The following is a 15,741-nucleotide window of genomic DNA, read 5'->3' as shown; positions in this document are numbered from 1 at the left end:
AGGCGGCTTCGGCCGCCCTCGCCGTTTGGCAATGTGGCGGCAATGGTTCCGGATCTCGTCATCGGCATCGATTCCTCGACCTCGGCAACCAAGGCGATCGCCTGGGACCGCAATGGTCTGGCCGTGGCTGAAGGTCGTGCACCGCTTGCAATGTCCAACCCGCGTTCGGGCTATTTCGAGCAGGATCCGGCCGAATGGTGGGCCTCGACGGTCACGGCGCTTCGTTCTGTCGCGGCAACAGTTTCGCCCGCACGCATTGCCGCCCTTGCGATTGCCAACCAACGCGAGAGCTTCGGCCTTTTCGACGAGGAGGGCCAGGCGGTCGGGCCCGCGACCCTCTGGCTCGATGAGCGCGCCCGTGGGAAAGCACGGCGCTTCGGCGAGAGCTTCGGTGCAGCACGTGTCCACGCAATATCCGGCAAGCCGCTGGACGTCATTCCTTGCCTTTACCGCATGATCTGGTTTCGCGAGGAACAACCCGAGATTTTTGCCCGCGTGGAGCGAATGGCCGAAGTCCACGGCTATCTGGTCTTTCGCTTGAGCGGCCGGTGGGTGACGTCCACCGCATCCGCCGACCCGATGGGCATACTCGATATGCGAGCTATGGACTGGTCGAACGAAATACTCGCCGCAGCGGGCATCGCCCGGCGCATGATGCCGGACCTGGCGAGGCCCGGCACCGTTCTGGGCCAACTGACTTCGGAAGCGGCCATTTCGACCGGCCTGCGCGAGGGCACGCCGATCGTCGCCGGCGGCGGCGACGGTCAATGCGCCGGAACGGGCGCTGGTGTGTTGCAGCCGCGATGCGCTTACATCAACCTCGGCACGGCGGTCGTCTCCGGCAGCTTCGGCGCGGACTACGTCCACGACCAGGCCTTCCGCACCGAGACGGCGGTCGCCGATGACGGCTATATCTACGAGACGTGCCTTCGCGCCGGCACTTTTCTCGTCGACTGGATGGCGCGCGAAATGCTTGGCGTCGATCTGCATGGCGCAAGCGATGCTCTGGAGGCGCTCGAGGCCGAAGCCGCTGCCAGCCCGATCGGCGCAGGCGGCATAATGCTCCTGCCCTACTGGCAGGGCGTCATGGACCCGCACTGGGATAGCGCGGCCCGTGGTGTGATTGCCGGGCTATCTGGCTCCAGCCGCCGCGGCGACATCTATCGCGCCGTGCTGGAAGGCATAGCGCTGCATCAGGCCGCGACAAGTCAGCGGGCCGCTGCGGCTGCCGCCCAGACCATCGACCAGTTCATAGCCATCGGTGGAGGAGCGAAGTCCGACCTGTGGATGCAAATTCTGGCGGATGCACTCGATCGTCCCATAAAGCGTTCGACGACGGTGGAAGCCTCCTCGCTTGGCGCGGCGATGGCAGCGGCAAAGGGCGTGGGCTGGTTTTCCACCATCGCCGAAGCGTCGAGCGCAATGGCCAGCGAGCCGGCCAAAACCTTCGAACCGGACGCGAAACGGGCCGAGCTCTACACCGAACTTCTTGCGATCCATGCCGATCTTTGGCCAACGCTTTCAGCCTGGAACCAGCGACTCGCGGCCTTCATGGAGACCAATCATGGCTGAAACGACCAACTGGAACGCGTTGATCGAGGACGTTGTCGCGGAACGCTGGAAAGATCCTGAGACAGGCGAGGCTGCCGTCCTGCCGTTCCAGACGATCGAATTGCTGGAGACGACGGAGGGCCGCGAGGCGGACCTCGTTGCGCCCCTGGCGCTCGGCCGTCGCATCGCTGTTGTGTCCGATGTCAACACCGTCGATGTGATGGGCCGGCGCGTCGCGAAGGCGCTGCGCGCCATCGCCGACATCAGTGAAATCGTGCTGCCTGACGGCCTCGACTGCGATGAGGCAACGATCCAGATGGTCAGGGAGAAGACGCGTCACGCCGACGGGGTCGTGGCCGTCGGGTCTGGCGTCCTCAACGACAGCTGCAAGCATGCAACCTTCCTCGACGAGCGGCCCTATGCCGTCTTCGGCACGGCCGCCTCGATGAATGGCTATGGCGCTTCGACAGCGTCGGTGACCTTGGCTTCAGGGCTCAAGATCTCGCTGCCCTCGCACGCGCCGCGGGGCATCTTCCTGGACCTTGGCGTTTCGGCCGCAGCGCCCGCCTGGCTCAGCGCCGCTGGGCTCGGTGACAGCCTGTGTCGTCCCACCGCCCAGATCGATTGGTGGGCTTCGCATCGGCTGTTCGACACCTACTATTCTGCCGTGCCCTACCTGCTGCAGGCGGGCGATGAGGGACCGATGCTGGCCCATGCGCCTGGCCTTGCCAGGCATGACGTCACCGCTGTCGGGCATCTCCAGCGCGTCTTGACGCTGTGCTCGATGGGTGTGTGCTTTGCCGGCGTTTCCCATCCTGGATCCATGGGAGAGCACCAGATTTCCCATTGGGTCGACATGTTCGCGCAAGACCATCATCCCGGCACCACGCACGGTCAGCAGGTGGGGGTTGCCTCGATGGTCATGGCGCGTCTGCAAGCGCGGCTGCTGGACATGAAAGAGCCACCGCAGGTGAAGCCGACCGCCATCGACGAGGCGGCGATGCTGGCCCGCTATGGGGCACAACTTGGACCACTTTGCATTGCCGAGATGAAGAAGACGGCACTCGACGCCCGCCAGACGGAAATCTTCAACCGCAGGCTTGCAGAAATCTGGCCGGCACTGCGCCAGGAGGTTCGGCCGATGGCGATGCCGGTTGCCCGCATGGAGGCAGCACTCAAGGCTGCCGGGGGGCCGGTCACCGGCACAGAACTAGGCCTGCCGCGCGCGCTTTGGCACGACGCCATTCGCTATTCGCGGGAAATCCGTGGCCGATGGTCCTTTGTCAATCTGGCCGCCGATGCAGGGCTGCTGGAGGAGTTTCTGGAGAGCGAATGGTGAGACCGCATCCGACCGTCGCCAATGACTCGCATGGCGAAAGTTGAACCCAACCGGCAAGGGCAATCGAAGGATAACAATTTATGGCGTCTGTCACCATCAGCAACATAAAGAAAGACTATGGCGCCCTCTCGATTATCGATGGACTCGATCTCTCGATCGAGGATGGCCAGTTCGTCGTTCTGTTGGGGCCGTCCGGGTGCGGCAAGTCCACACTGTTGCGCATGATAGCCGGTCTCGAGCCCATCACGTCCGGTGAGATCACGATAGGAGACAGGGTCGTCAACACACTTCATCCCAAAGACCGCAATATCGCGATGGTCTTCCAGAATTACGCGCTTTACGCGCATATGACCGTCTTCGACAACATGGCGTTTTCCATGCAGTTGAAGAAACGCCCCAACGAAGAAATCAAACAGAAGGTCGGATGGGCGGCATCGATCCTCAATCTGACCCCTTATCTGGAACGGTATCCCCGCCAGCTTTCGGGCGGCCAGCGGCAACGCGTCGCCATGGGTCGCGCTATCGTGCGAGACCCAACTGTCTTCCTGTTCGACGAGCCGCTGTCCAACCTCGACGCCAAGCTGCGCGTGCAAATGCGCACGGAAATCAAGGAGCTCCACCAGCGGCTGAAGACCACCACCGTGTATGTCACGCATGACCAAATCGAGGCCATGACCATGGCCGATGTCATCGTCATCATGCGCGACGGCCAGATCGAGCAGATCGGGCGCCCGCTTGATGTCTACGATCGCCCGGCAAACCTCTTCGTCGCCTCCTTCATCGGCTCGCCCGCAATGAACATGTTCCATGGCGAGGTGGCTTCCGAGCGCGACGCCTGGGTGGTGCGGACCGACGAGCTATCCCTCCCGCTTCCGCCAGAGGCTGCGGTCCGGCCCGGCCAAAAGGTGATCTATGGCATTCGGCCCGAACATCTTCGACCTGTGGCAGACGGGCGCGGCATCCCGGCGAGAATTACGGTTGTCGAGCCGACTGGCCCCGAAATCCATATCTTTGCCGCCATGGGCAACATTGCGATCTGCTCGGTGCTGCATGACCGCATGGAGCTCTCTCCTGGAGCTGTGATCCACCTGGAGCCAGCGCCTGAGCGAATCCACCTGTTCGACCAAGGCAGCGGCGAGCGGCTGGACAAGGAAAGAAGCTGAATGGCGAAGATCATTATCCTCGGCGCTGGCGTCATGGGCTCTGCGATGACGCTTCCGGCCGCTCACGCGGGTAACCGCATCACTCTTGTCGGCACCCATCTCGACGAGGAGATCGTCGGCTCTGTGGCCGACACAGGTCATCACCCTCGCCTCAACATCACTCTGCCTGACGCGGTAGCCGCCTGTTCCTGGACCGAATTCGGGACGGCGATGAACGATGGAGCCGACCTGCTTGTACTCGGCGTCTCGTCGGCCGGCGTTCCTTGGGCGATCGACCGCATTGCTGAAAGCATCAAGTCGCCCATGCCGATACTTATGATTACGAAAGGACTCGCCGCGAGCGACGAAGGCATCGAAATCCTGCCGCATCTGCTTGCCCGCGAGATTGAGCAACGTACTGGCTTGTCGATCTCGGTGATGGCCGTCGGCGGACCTTGCATTGCCGGCGAACTGGCCGCACAGCGCGATACCTCCGTGATCGTGGCTGGGCACGATCCCGACCAGCTGGCCGCGGCGTCACGCATCCTGCGCGCGCCTTTCTATCATGCGCGACCATCATCCGATCTCATTGGCGTCGAGATCTGCGCCGCTTTCAAGAACTTCTATACACTCGCCGTTGGGGCTCCCGTCGGGCTGCTTGAGCGAGACGGCAAGGCGCCCAACGGTACGCTCATGCACAACCTTGCCTCGTCGCTTTTCTCGCAGTCCCTCGCCGAGATGGCGATTCTGGTCGAAGCTCTGGGTGGAAAAATCGAAACAGTGCTGGGGCTGGCCGGCTCCGGCGATCTTTATGTGACCTGCCAGGCGGGCCGTAACGGTCGCATGGGACGCCTGCTCGGCCGCGGCCTGCCCTATTCCGTGGCGAAGCGCGAACATATGAGTTCGGACACGGTTGAGGGGGCGCAACTGGCGCTGGACCTTGGTCAGGCTTTGAAGAATATGATGGGCCGGGGTGTACTTCCCCATGATCGCCTGCCGCTGACGACTGCCATCATCGACGCGATTTGCCATGATGCTCCGCTGGTTTTGTCCTTCGACCGCTATCATCGAGGCTAGCGGAGCCGGGAAACTCGATTGATGCCTCATATCGATGAGCACATGGCTCGGCCGAGCCCGCTCTGAACCCGCTGCCGCGGAGTGGACAGGATGATCTGATGGAGAAACCAGCACGAAAGAAACGCGACGGCCGCCAAGCCGTAACGAGTTCCGTCACGGCCGATCGAGAGGAAGGGCTGCTCGTGCGCGCCGCCTGGCTTGCTTATGTCGGTGACCTCACCCAGGCGCAAATCGCCAAGTCTCTTGGCCTGACCCGCCTTCGCGTCAACCGGATGCTGGCGCATGCGCGCCAGCGGGGGATCGTTCAGATTCGCATCAATTCCAAGGTGGCGAACTGCATCGAGTTGGAGAACCGGCTGCGGGACGCCTATGGTGTCTCGGATCCAATCGTGGTCCCGACACCGCCGGATCCTGCTCTGGTGCCACAGGTCATCGCAGCCGCCGCCGGCGAAGCCCTGTCGCTTAGAATCCGTGACGGGATATCGGTGGGCGTGGGATGGGGGCGGACGCTCCAGCTCAGTCTGCGGTCGGTGACCGTGCGCCCGGTCAAAGGAATGTCGATCGTTTCCCTGCTTGGCGGGCTCACACGTGGATCGGCGATCAACATCTACGAGATCGCTTCCCGGCTCGCGGCGCTCTTCGACGCGGAATGCTTCTACATCGCAGCACCGGTGTTCACGGATACCGAGGCCACACGCGATCTGCTTATGCGCCAGTCTATTCTGGAAGACGCCTTCACTCATGCCCGCGACGTTGACGCCGCTTTCGTTTCGGTGGGCGCGGTGCACAAGGACGCCACCATCTTTCGGATCGGACTGGTAGGAGACGATGATCTCAGATCACTCCGCGAAGCCGGAGCGGTCGGCGATATTTGCGGCCATTGGATCGGCGCCGACGGACAACTCGTCGATCACCCGCTAAACAGCCGCGTCATCGGCCTCGCCCCCGAACATCTGCGCGACGTCGACACTGTGATCCTGCCCTCCGGCGGCCTCGACAAGGTTCCGGTGCTGCGCGCCGTGTTGCGTCTGGGAGTCGTCGATGTGCTGATCACCGACGAGAAAACCGCTGAGGCTATTCTTGCGGAAAAGTCGTAGCGCAGACTGATCTCCACCAGCAGAGTGGCTCGCGAGTAATTGCTGCTTCACGTCACAGCACCTCGTGGATTTCCTCGATCGAAGTCTCGCCGATCGGCTTGTCCAGAACGATCTCTCCGCGCGCCATCGCCACGACCCGGTCACAGCATTCGAAAACATGATGCATGTTGTGGCTGATGAAGACGCTAGTGATGTTCTGGGCCTTGAGGCCACGAACGAAGCCGATCACCTTTCGCGTTTCCTTCACCGAGAGATGGTTGGTTGGCTCGTCGAGAATCATGACTTTCGACTTGAAGTGCATGGCCCGGGCGATCGCCACGCCTTGGCGCTGGCCGCCCGACAGTTCGCCGACCAGCGCGTCGGGCGACCGCAGATGCAGGTCGACGTCGGCGATCGCCTTGACGCTTTCGTCACGCATGCGCTTCTGGTCCAGGATGCCGATACCGAAAACCGAACCCTTCACCGGCTCGCGTCCGATGAAAACGTTGCGGGCGATGGTCATGGTCGGGACCATGGAATTGTACTGGTAGATCGTCTCGATGCCGCGTCCCATGGCGTCGCGCGGGTTAGAGAAGCGGACCGGTTCACCTTCGATCCTGATCTCGCCGCCATCGGGCTTTTGGGTGCCTGAGAGGATGTTGATCAGCGTCGATTTGCCGGCGCCATTGTCGCCGACGAGGCCCAGTGCCTCGTCGGGATAGATATCCAGCGTAACGTTTTTCAAGGCGTGGACGCCGGAATACCATTTCTGGAGTCCCTTGATCGCGATGATGGGCGCCGCCATGATCAGGTCTCCACCTTCATTGCCCTGCCCCGCTTTCGAAGCCATGCGTTCATGACGACCGCGAAGATAGTCAGAAAGCCGATCGCCATCTTGAACCAGTTGGCGTCAACCTGGCTCAGCACCAGTCCGTTGTCGATGACGCGGATAAGGGCAGCCCCGATGATGCCGCCGAAGATGGTGCCGATGCCACCAGCCAACGAGGCGCCACCGATGACGGCAGCCGACACGGCCTGCAGCTCCAGCCCCTCGCCGATCGACGGCAGCGGGGCGCCGAGCCGCATCACCTGAATGGTACCGGCAAAGCCGGCGAGCACCGAACAGATCATGAAGCAGGCGACCTTCACCCGGGCCGTCGGGATGCCCATCGATTGCGCGGCGGGCAGAAAGCCGCCGGTGGCGCGCACCCAGTTGCCGAAATTCGTGTGCGACAGGAGCACGGTCACCAGGATTGCCACGGCGAGAAACCAGAAGAACGACATGCGAAAGAGGTCGCCCGGTCCCACATAGACCGTAAACAGCCATTTGGGCAGAGCGTTAGCTGGTATGACAGGAGGGAAGCCGCCGGAGATTACCACCGTCAGCGAACGCGCGATGAACAGCATACCAAGCGTGGTGATGAAGCTTGGTATCGCGAAACGAATCGTTATGAACCCGTTGAAGAAGCCGATGAGGGCAGCGATCGCGAGGCCGGCGGCAAAGGCCGGCGCGAACGGAACGCCTGCCGCGAGCATCACCGCCATGGTCATCGGGGTCAGCGCAAAGACCGAGCCCACCGAAAGATCAAACTCACCGCATATCATCAGCAGGGTCACGCCGATCGCGACCAGCCCCATTTCGGGCAGCAGCCCAAGCATTCCGCGAAGGTTCTGTGTGTTCAAAAATACGCCGTTCGAGCGAATCTGAAAGACGATGAGGAGCAGGAGCAGGAACACGACCGCCGCAAGCTCCGGCTTCTCCAGATAAATCTTCATCAAACGCTTCATCATTCGCTCCGGCTCGGGATCGTTTCCGCTGGTTATCGCATCGGCAAAGGGGATGGCGGCATTCTGTCTTCTACCGCCCTTGACGGGGAAGATGCCGCTGGAGGATGGGGACGGAGCCAACGCCCAAGACCGTGTTGCCTGGCCCTCCCCCTTGTCCAGCCGACCTCTCCCCGTAAGAACGAGGAGAGGACGCCGGCTTCGTGCCTACCGCACGCCCTTTGCGGCCAGTCCCTTGAGCTTTGGCACGTCTTCCTTGACGATGATGCCCTTGCCGGTGTCGATGTCTGCCGGCAGCAGACCGACGTTCTTGGCGAGATAGGCTTCCATCACCGGCATGAAGCCCTGCATGTAGGGCTGCTGGTCGACCTGGACCTGGATATAACCCGCTTCCATCTGTTGCAGGACTTCCGAGACGATATCAAAGCCGCCCATCAGCACCTTGCCCGGCTCGATGCCGCGATCGATCAGTACCTGGGCGACGTAGGCATGCCAAAGGCCGGTGTCGAAATACACCGTGGTGTCCGGGTGGGCAGACAGATAGGCGCCAACACGATCGGCGACGACGGCGCCATCTGTGCCGGTGTCGAGCCGTTCAATGACCACTTCGCGTCCGCCATTCGCGGCCTTGTATTCCTCAAGGAACTTCATGACGCCGGCAGCGCGCTGTTCCGACCAGTTCTGACCGGGCGCGGAGACGCCGACGAGGGCCCTGATCTTGCCTTCCTTGGGGAAGAACTCGGACATCTTCTTGCCGAGTTCGTAGCCGGCGGGAATGAAGCCCTGGCCGATGAAAGCCTGGCGGGCATTGCCGGCTGCTCCCTCGGTGTCGTCGACATTGGATGCGATGACCGTGACGCCGGCAGCGCGGGCGTCGGCGATGATCTGGTCGAAGGCATTGTTGTCGACGATCGAGGTGATCAGCGCGTCCGGGTTTGCCGCGAGCGCCGCCTGCATGTTGGCCGATTGTTGCTCGATCGAGCCTTCGGTCTGCGTGAAGACCATCTGGCAATTGGCCTGGATCTTGGCGCAGGCGTCGTCAAACCCCTTCTTCACAGCTTGCCAGAACGGGTTTGACGCCGACGAATGATGTGTGAAAACGATTTTCATCGGCTCCTGCGCGCGTGAGCCGATTGCCGAGCCTCCAGCCAGTACTGCTCCCAAGGCTGCCGAGATAAGTAGCTTCTTCATGGTTCTCCTCCTCCGTTGAAAGCTGCTTCAGGTTCATTTTCAGAGAGTCGATGCGTCGGTCACCCGTCGAAGCGCCGTGAAGGCGCGATCGATCTCCGGGTTCAGTTCCATGCCGAGGCCCGGTCCGGAAGGCACGGTGATCATGCCGTTCTTCACCTGCGGCAAAGCGGTCACAAGGTCGCGGTACCAGGTCTTGTAGAAGGCCCTGACACTCTCCTGGACGAGCGCGTTCGGCGCATTGAGCGCCAGGTGGGTCGATGCGCCGAGCACAACTGGACCGGTGCAGTCGTGTGGCGCGACCGGCAGGTGCCATGCTTCAGCCATGGCAGCGATCTTGCGCGCCTCCGAGAGCCCGCCGCACCAGCTGATATCGAGCATAATGACGCCGGCCGCCCCGGTCTCGAGAAGGTCACGGAAGGCCCACCGGGAACCGAGCGTCTCCGAAGCCGATATCGGCGCCAGCGAAGCCTCGGCATAGCGTTTCAGGCTGGACAGGCTGTCCATCCTGATCGGATCTTCGTGCCAGAAGGTCTTGTAGGGGGCAAGCTCGCGGGCGATCTGCATGGCCGGCAGCAGCTGCCACATTGAATGGAATTCAACCATGATGTCCATCTTGTCGCCGACCGCATTGCGGATTTTCTCGAATGGCGCCAGCGCGGAATTCAAATCAGGCTGCGAAATATACAAGCCGCGCGTTTTCTCGGCGGCCATGTCGAAGGGCCAGATCTTCATGGCCGTGATGCCTTCCTCCAACAACGAATGCGCCAGTTCGTCGGCGCGGTGAAGGAAGCCGTTCAGATCATCATAGGCGTCGCCGGGCTTATCGAGCCCGTAATTGGCCGTCGTCTGGCCGGTGGTCTTCTTGATGTATTCGGTACCGGCACAGGTGTTGTAGGTCCTGATCTCGTGCCGGGTGAAACCGCCGAGGAGTTGTGCGATCGGCTGACCCGTCGCCTTTCCGAACAGATCCCACAGTGCGATATCGAAAGCGGAGTTGCCCCTGACTTCCGCGCCCGTCGATCGGAAACCGAGATAGCCGACGAGATCGGCGGCAAGCAGGTCGATCTGCAAGGGGTTGCGCCCGATCACGCACGGCGCGACATATTCGTGCAGATAGGTCTCGACGGTTTCGGCCATGAAGAAGGTCTCGCCCAGCCCAACGGGGCCTTCGTCCGTGTGAACCAGGACCCAGAGAAGGTTCGGCCGCTCCTTGATCCGCAGCGTTTCCAGTTTCGTGATCTTCATCGCGCACCCCGCTCCTCAGGCGATGCCAGCCGCCAGCAGGGCCTTGACGCTCTCGTCAAAATGCCTCGCCATCAGGTCGCGAGCGGACTGAGGATCACCGGTCTCGATTGCTTCGGCGAGATCGATATGGATTTGGATCATCTCCAACTGCTCGGCATCCGAAGGGCGGCTCCGCCAGCCGATCGGCCAGGTCTGGCGCGATACGCGCTCGAACGCGCCGACGATGAGGCTGAAAACCGGATTCTTTGCAGCCTTGGCGATTTCGAGGTGAAAGGCGAGATCGTGCTCCATGACCTGTTCCGGCCGCTGGAAATTCTCGCGCATGGCGAGCGCATGCGTCCTGATCCTTTCCATTTCGTCGGCTGTTCTGCGCAAGGCCGCCAGCATGGCGGTGCGGGTCTCAATCGTGCGGCGCACGTCGTAGATTTGCTGCACCGTGATCTGCTCGGTGTGGACGCCATGCTCGATCACCAGCGACATGGCGCCATAATCCAGCTCGGCGACGGTAGCCCGTCTGCCTGCCCTCAGGTCGATAAGCCGCATGGCGGCGAGCGAGCTGAAGGCCTCGCGAACCACGGTGCGCGAGACGCTCAATTGTCTCGAAAGCGCGGCCTCGCTGGGCAGCCGGTCGCCGGGCCCGAGTTCATGCGCGCGAATATGGCGCGTGATCTCGCCGATCGTATTGCTGACCAGGCTCGCTGCGTCGGAATGTTTTGCGGATACCGCCGTGCTCACGCAATCTCCAGTTCAGGGGGCCAACCTGTATGGCAGGTTTGCCTGAGGTGTTGATAGTATGCAAGAAAGATGTATGTCAAGATCAGGCGGGCCGGCGTCGTCGCCAAGAGACCGATGGCAAGAGGCTTGCACGAAAGATGCTCTTGACGCGACCGTCGCCGGGTCGGCCGGGTGCAGGAGCCCGCGCGGTCGAGCAGGCGATTGTCTGCTTGGTGCGCTCGACATTCTCGTCGTGAACAGCGGCGTGCCGCCGACCATGTCGTTCGAATTTTCTTGGCGGATGATTCACTGATATTTCGATCGACGCACCCCATATGAGCGGAAAGAGTGTCACTTGAGGACTTGCCTATGCTGATTTCGCGTTCAGGACGGTTTGCAATTTTGTTTGCGGGATTGTTCCTGGCATTTTCCATGGTCGCTGTGGATCACGCCGATGCGCGCCGTGGCGGCAGCTTCGGCAGTCGCGGCATGCGCACTTTCCAGCCGGTCCCGCCGACCAGGACGGCGCCACAGCCTTCCGCACCGGTCGAGCGCTCGATGACGCCCAATGCGGCAACGAACAATGCGGCCCGCCTGCCGCAGGCATTCCAGCGCCCAGGCTTCTTCAACGGCCTCGGTGGATCGATGATGCGGGGGCTGCTGCTCGGCGGCTTGATCGGCGTTCTTTTGGGCCATGGGTTCGGCGGCTTGGCCGGCATGTTCGGCCTTCTCCTTCAAGTGCTGCTGATCGGCGGCGTGGTCATGCTGGCCATTCGCTTTTTCCGCTCGCAATCGGCGCAAAACCCAGAGCCCGCTATGGCCGGTGCCTCGCGAGGTGCTGGGAGCTTTGGGCGAAGCGCAGCAGCCCGGCCCGAGCCGAGCAACGTCCAAGCATTCCCCATCCCAGGCATCGGGTCGGGATTTGGCGGAACGAGCCAGGCCAGCCCTTCCGATGAGATCACGCTCACTAAAACCGACCTCGACACGTTCCAGCAACGGCTGACGGAAGTTCAAGAAGCATTCGGGCGCGAGGACCATGCTGCCTTGCGCCGGTTGGTGACGCCCGAGATGGTTTCCTATCTGTCCGAGGAACTTGCCGATAATGCCAAAAAGGGCGTCCGGAATGACGTGTCGGACGTCAGCCTGTTGGAGGCCGATATTGCGGAAAGCTGGCGGGAGAATGACCGCGACTACGCGACCGCTGCTTTGCGCTACGAGTCTCGCGACGTGACCCGCGATCGCATCAGTGACAAGATTGTCGAGGGCCAGGCCGATCAGCCGACAGAGACAACCGAACTGTGGACCTTTACGCGGCAGAACGGCGGTGACTGGAAGCTTGCCGCAATACAGCAGCCGAGCTGATGTGCCCGGCCTTGATGTCTGCCAAGAGTTTTGTTCAGGTTTCTCGCTACCACTCGAAGGCCAGCGCGCCCCTTCCGCGCGCTTCTTTCCCCCAACGCGCGTTGAGGTAACACTATACCACCGGCTTCAACCGGGACCGGACAATCAGCATCGCACCGCGCGACTTTTTGCGTTTCCGGTCTCGTGTAACCCAATCGACGACCTCCTGCCGGGTTGCACCCCGCCACCCCTCGATGCTCAGGCAGGCAGGCTCTTTGACAGCCTGCCTCTTCTGGTTTACGTGCGGCCATCAAGAATGTTCAACGCGTAACGTGTGTGTCGCCGTTCGCCGGTTCTTATCAGTGCACCGTTGGCAACGAGGTCCTGCAAATCTCTTGTTGCCGTCGCGCGCGATGCCTGCGTGATGGCGATATAATTCTCGGCGCTGAGCCCCCCTTTGAACCCGTCGATGCCCGCGCGGAACATCCGGGCGATGACCTTTTCCTGGCGCTCGTTGAAGTGATCCCGGTAGCGTTCGTGAAACTTGGCCTTGACGACGGAGAATTCGACACGAGCGAGCGTTACGCGCTGCGCTTCGAGGATCGTGTTGGCGAAGTAGAGCAGCCAATCTGTTACCGCGTTGCTCGTGTTGCTGGCCTCCAGATGGTCGTAGTAGGCCTTGCGGCGGCGCTCTATCGTATAGGCCAACGCGATGAGGCTGGGCTCACCCAGATTTTGCGCCAGCGCCTTTTCGCAGAGGGCACGGCCTATGCGACCGTTGCCATCCTCGAACGGGTGAATGCTCTCGAAATAAAGGTGCGCGATAGCGGCACGCGTCAACGCTGGGAGCGGTGTCTTGCCTTTGGGTGAGGTATCGTTGAACCAAGTAGTGAAGGCATCCATTTCGGGTTTCACCCGCGCGGAGGGCGGCGTTTCGAAATGAACTTTGGGCTTATCCAGCCGATTGGAAACGATCTGCATGGCATCGGCATGCTGGCGGTAGTTGCCGATGGTCTCGATACGACGCTCACCCGACATCACCATCGTATGCCAAGCGTAAAGAGTGCGATGCGTCAGCGTATCGGCAAAATGCAAGTAGACATCGGCCATCATTTCAGCGATGCCCCGCTCGGCAGGCGGAATACGCCTGGTCTCGCCGCCCAGACCAAGTTGCTGGCGCAGGGATGATTGCAGGCTCTCGCGGTCGAGGTACTCCCCCTCAATCGCGGATGTCTTCAAGGCCTCTTCGCTGATAAGATCGATGCGGATCTGGTCGCGATCGTCGGAACCGACATGACGAAAGACGCCTAGGAACTCGCCCGATCGCAACAGGAACTCGCTTTCCAGCGGTTCCAACGCCTTCTTATCGTAGGTAAAATGCGGCCAGTCCGCCTGCTCCCAATTCCATACCATGAAGTTATAGGGCACCTTTCTATAACTCACGATAGCAACAATTGTGAGCTATAGCAATCTTCTCTATGCCTCAGAAGTCGCGGCTTTGCCCCGGCGCGATCCAACGGCTAACCATCCAGATCAATTTAATCATGCTTGTAGGGCCGCCGCATTGCGGGCCGCGCTCAATCGTTGCTCGAACGTTTCGGTTTTTTCTCCCAGCTCAATGAGCGGCTTAAGTTCTTCATACCCCGCACGTGCAGCGACACGCGACGTGGTGCGACGGGATGACAACGGCGTGTGACCAGGCCGCATGCTTCCAGCCGCTTGAGCAACGGCGTCAGCGTCGCCGAATCAAGCCCAAGCACTTCGCCAAGCTCGCCCACCGTGCTTGGCGCTCGCTCCCATAGCGCGAGCATCGCCAGATATTGCGGGTAGGTCAGCCCCAGCGGATCGAGCAGCGGCCGGTAAAGCCGGGTCATCAGCCCGCTTGCCGAATAGAGCGCAAAGCAGAGCTGCTGACCAGGCCGCCGAATCCCGCCGGAAGCCGCCGGGAGGTCCTCGGGTCTGGTTGTGATCTCTAAGGGGGCATGCTGCCTTTGCCGGAAGTAGCACCGCCGAAAGCGCCACTTCGACATTGCCCCTGATGGCATTGGAGGGGCACATCCGATGCGCCGCCGATACAAGCGATCTATGCGCGACATCCGCTGTCGGGCCGCGGCGCCGAGGACGATTCGATCCAAAGGGCGTACCAGCGCTCTATTCTTCGCTATCGGGGGTGGCGGCGCTGAGGGAAGCCAATCAGGCGGCAGCCTTCAGCCGACCACCCTGCTTGCCTATGACGCCGAGATTGAGGGCATATTTGATAGCCGGGATGAGGACGCCCTGAAAGCTGAAGGGATGGATCCCGCCGCCCTTGCCCACATGACTTGCAAAGGCCCTGTCATGGGCGTCGAACACCATCTCCTGCGTCTCGCGCGGATAGGCCCTGACGAACATCATGCGGCTGTGGCAGAGCCGGACATGGGCGACCTTCACGGTCACCGTCACGTCGTTGATCAGGACGATCTCGTGGCTCCAGTCGAACTGGTAGGCCTCGCCCGGCGCGAAGAACAGCGGCACATAGGCGTCCGCCGTCGCCGACCCCTGCGCCTTCGCCCAGCTCTTCGCGTAGCGGCGGACGGCGTCATAGCCACCCTCGTAGCCGAGACTGCAAAGCTCTTCGTAAATCCGGATCAGTGTCAGTTGCTCGCGCGCCGCCTTGCCACGGTTGCCATTCAAAAACCCGTCAAGCTGATCCTGCCACGGACCGATCTTCGGCTTGGGCTGCCGCTCGCGTTCGTAGGAGAACGATGTCTCATTGGATCTGAGAATCTTGCGGACGGTGTTCCGCGACACAGGCAGCTCGCGGCAAATCCGCTTGAGCGACCATCCCTGCACATGGAAGGCGCGCCGAACCCGGGCAATCGTATCCACCGACTTCATCCCCACACCATCCGCTCGCCACGACGAGCCGATGGTCGCAAATCAAAGCATCAGGGGGGGCAAAATTGGACGCCGATTCCCCGGCTTATGGGGTCAATTTTGCACGCCGATTCACAGCTAAAGTCTTCGACTGTCCCCCCCATGCCGCTCAAGCCCTGCGAGCAGGCTCGCTCGGGCGTCAGCCATCAACTCAAATTGAACGGGACGACCTGTCTTCTGCTGAAACACTATCGCGCGAGTCCGAATTTCGGGACCTGCGACTAACGTGCCGATCCTAAGCTTCACAAGATCACAGCCACGCAGCTTGCTGTCGATGGCTAGATCAAAAAGTGCCCGATCACGCAGCCGAGGGGCACAGGGACACGGGAGACCCTTCCTGATGCTTAGCCAGTATGACGGATAA

The 15,741-nt window shown here is 61.5% G+C and carries 12 protein-coding genes and 3 pseudogenes; 7 read left to right on the top strand and 8 right to left on the bottom strand.

Annotated elements, in window-relative coordinates; genetic code table 11:
* Positions 1-42: 42 nt before the first annotated feature.
* The 5 genes from NKI22_RS19810 (at position 43) to NKI22_RS19790 (ending at position 6,206) form a co-directional block, all read left to right on the top strand.
* Positions 43-1,572 carry a xylulokinase gene (locus tag NKI22_RS19810; protein ID WP_352915338.1) on the top strand — a complete coding sequence of 510 codons (1,530 nt, stop codon included), beginning with the start codon at positions 43-45 and terminating at the stop codon, positions 1,570-1,572.
* On the top strand, positions 1,565-2,890 hold the full coding sequence (locus NKI22_RS19805; RefSeq protein WP_352484289.1) for an iron-containing alcohol dehydrogenase: 1,326 nt from the start codon (positions 1,565-1,567) through the stop codon (positions 2,888-2,890). Before NKI22_RS19810 ends, NKI22_RS19805 begins: the two co-directional genes overlap by 8 nt.
* A gap of 80 nt (positions 2,891-2,970) precedes the next feature.
* Complete coding sequence (locus tag NKI22_RS19800; protein ID WP_023722153.1) at positions 2,971-4,053, top strand: ABC transporter ATP-binding protein; 1,083 nt, start codon at positions 2,971-2,973, stop codon at positions 4,051-4,053.
* A complete protein-coding gene (locus NKI22_RS19795; RefSeq protein WP_352915341.1) occupies positions 4,054-5,109 on the top strand; it encodes an NAD(P)H-dependent glycerol-3-phosphate dehydrogenase in 1,056 nt (351 codons plus the stop codon).
* A gap of 98 nt (positions 5,110-5,207) precedes the next feature.
* A complete protein-coding gene (locus NKI22_RS19790) occupies positions 5,208-6,206 on the top strand; it encodes a sugar-binding transcriptional regulator (RefSeq protein ID WP_352642023.1) in 999 nt (332 codons plus the stop codon).
* Positions 6,207-6,258: 52 nt separating this feature from the next.
* Here the strand turns inward: NKI22_RS19790 and NKI22_RS19785 are convergent, their stop codons facing one another.
* The 5 genes from NKI22_RS19785 to NKI22_RS19765 form a co-directional block, all read right to left on the bottom strand.
* Entirely contained in the window at positions 6,259-6,990 is a 732-nt protein-coding gene (locus NKI22_RS19785; protein WP_352484286.1) for an ATP-binding cassette domain-containing protein, read from the bottom strand.
* 2 nt (positions 6,991-6,992) lie between these two features.
* Positions 6,993-7,973 (bottom strand): ABC transporter permease, encoded by a 981-nt coding sequence (locus NKI22_RS19780; protein ID WP_031194994.1) that lies wholly within the window; start codon positions 7,971-7,973, stop codon positions 6,993-6,995.
* A gap of 204 nt (positions 7,974-8,177) precedes the next feature.
* Positions 8,178-9,161 (bottom strand): sugar ABC transporter substrate-binding protein, encoded by a 984-nt coding sequence (locus NKI22_RS19775; protein WP_352848460.1) that lies wholly within the window; start codon positions 9,159-9,161, stop codon positions 8,178-8,180.
* A 39-nt stretch (positions 9,162-9,200) separates the two neighbouring features.
* A complete protein-coding gene (locus NKI22_RS19770) occupies positions 9,201-10,406 on the bottom strand; it encodes a mandelate racemase/muconate lactonizing enzyme family protein (RefSeq protein WP_352915350.1) in 1,206 nt (401 codons plus the stop codon).
* Between the two features lie 15 nt (positions 10,407-10,421).
* The gene (locus NKI22_RS19765; protein ID WP_352958709.1) at positions 10,422-11,141 is read right to left on the bottom strand and encodes a FadR/GntR family transcriptional regulator; all 720 of its coding nucleotides are present in this window, start codon (positions 11,139-11,141) and stop codon (positions 10,422-10,424) included.
* A gap of 351 nt (positions 11,142-11,492) precedes the next feature.
* Here NKI22_RS19765 and NKI22_RS19760 point away from each other — a divergent pair, with 351 nt between their 5' ends.
* Positions 11,493-12,482, top strand: coding sequence for a Tim44 domain-containing protein (locus NKI22_RS19760; RefSeq protein WP_502897706.1), 990 nt, complete (start codon positions 11,493-11,495; stop codon positions 12,480-12,482).
* Positions 12,483-12,758: 276 nt separating this feature from the next.
* On the opposite strand, the gene NKI22_RS19755 is transcribed toward NKI22_RS19760, so the two are convergent.
* Positions 12,759-13,874, bottom strand: coding sequence for a Fic family protein (locus NKI22_RS19755; protein WP_352484281.1), 1,116 nt, complete (start codon positions 13,872-13,874; stop codon positions 12,759-12,761).
* Between the two features lie 245 nt (positions 13,875-14,119).
* Positions 14,120-14,491 (bottom strand): annotated as a pseudogene (locus NKI22_RS19750) (MarR family winged helix-turn-helix transcriptional regulator); the annotation flags it as partial.
* Between the two features lie 42 nt (positions 14,492-14,533).
* Between NKI22_RS19750 and NKI22_RS19745 the strand changes: the two are divergent.
* A pseudogene (locus NKI22_RS19745) lies at positions 14,534-14,783 on the top strand (RES domain-containing protein); the annotation flags it as partial.
* Here NKI22_RS19745 and istA read toward each other — a convergent pair.
* Positions 14,784-15,338, bottom strand: a pseudogene (gene istA / locus NKI22_RS19740) (IS21 family transposase); the annotation flags it as partial.
* Positions 15,339-15,741 lie beyond the last annotated feature (403 nt).

The organism is Mesorhizobium sp. M0778 (assembly GCF_040320105.1).
GTDB lineage: Bacteria > Pseudomonadota > Alphaproteobacteria > Rhizobiales > Rhizobiaceae > Mesorhizobium.
The sequence above is the reverse complement of the archived record's forward strand: the minus strand, read 5'-3'. Positions and strand labels throughout refer to the sequence as shown.

Bases quoted from the DNA above. Each gene is read 5' to 3' on its own strand.
- NKI22_RS19785 (WP_352484286.1), bottom strand. From the start codon at position 6,990: ATGGCGGCGCCCATCATCGCGATCAAGGGACTCCAGAAATGGTATTCC.
- NKI22_RS19810 (WP_352915338.1), top strand. From the start codon at position 43: ATGGTTCCGGATCTCGTCATCGGCATCGATTCCTCGACCTCGGCAACC.
- NKI22_RS19755 (WP_352484281.1), bottom strand. From the start codon at position 13,874: ATGGTATGGAATTGGGAGCAGGCGGACTGGCCGCATTTTACCTACGAT.
- NKI22_RS19790 (WP_352642023.1), top strand. From the start codon at position 5,208: ATGGAGAAACCAGCACGAAAGAAACGCGACGGCCGCCAAGCCGTAACG.
- NKI22_RS19775 (WP_352848460.1), bottom strand. From the start codon at position 9,161: ATGAAGAAGCTACTTATCTCGGCAGCCTTGGGAGCAGTACTGGCTGGA.
- NKI22_RS19800 (WP_023722153.1), top strand. From the start codon at position 2,971: ATGGCGTCTGTCACCATCAGCAACATAAAGAAAGACTATGGCGCCCTC.
- NKI22_RS19770 (WP_352915350.1), bottom strand. From the start codon at position 10,406: ATGAAGATCACGAAACTGGAAACGCTGCGGATCAAGGAGCGGCCGAAC.
- NKI22_RS19795 (WP_352915341.1), top strand. From the start codon at position 4,054: ATGGCGAAGATCATTATCCTCGGCGCTGGCGTCATGGGCTCTGCGATG.
- NKI22_RS19780 (WP_031194994.1), bottom strand. From the start codon at position 7,973: ATGAAGCGTTTGATGAAGATTTATCTGGAGAAGCCGGAGCTTGCGGCG.
- NKI22_RS19805 (WP_352484289.1), top strand. From the start codon at position 1,565: ATGGCTGAAACGACCAACTGGAACGCGTTGATCGAGGACGTTGTCGCG.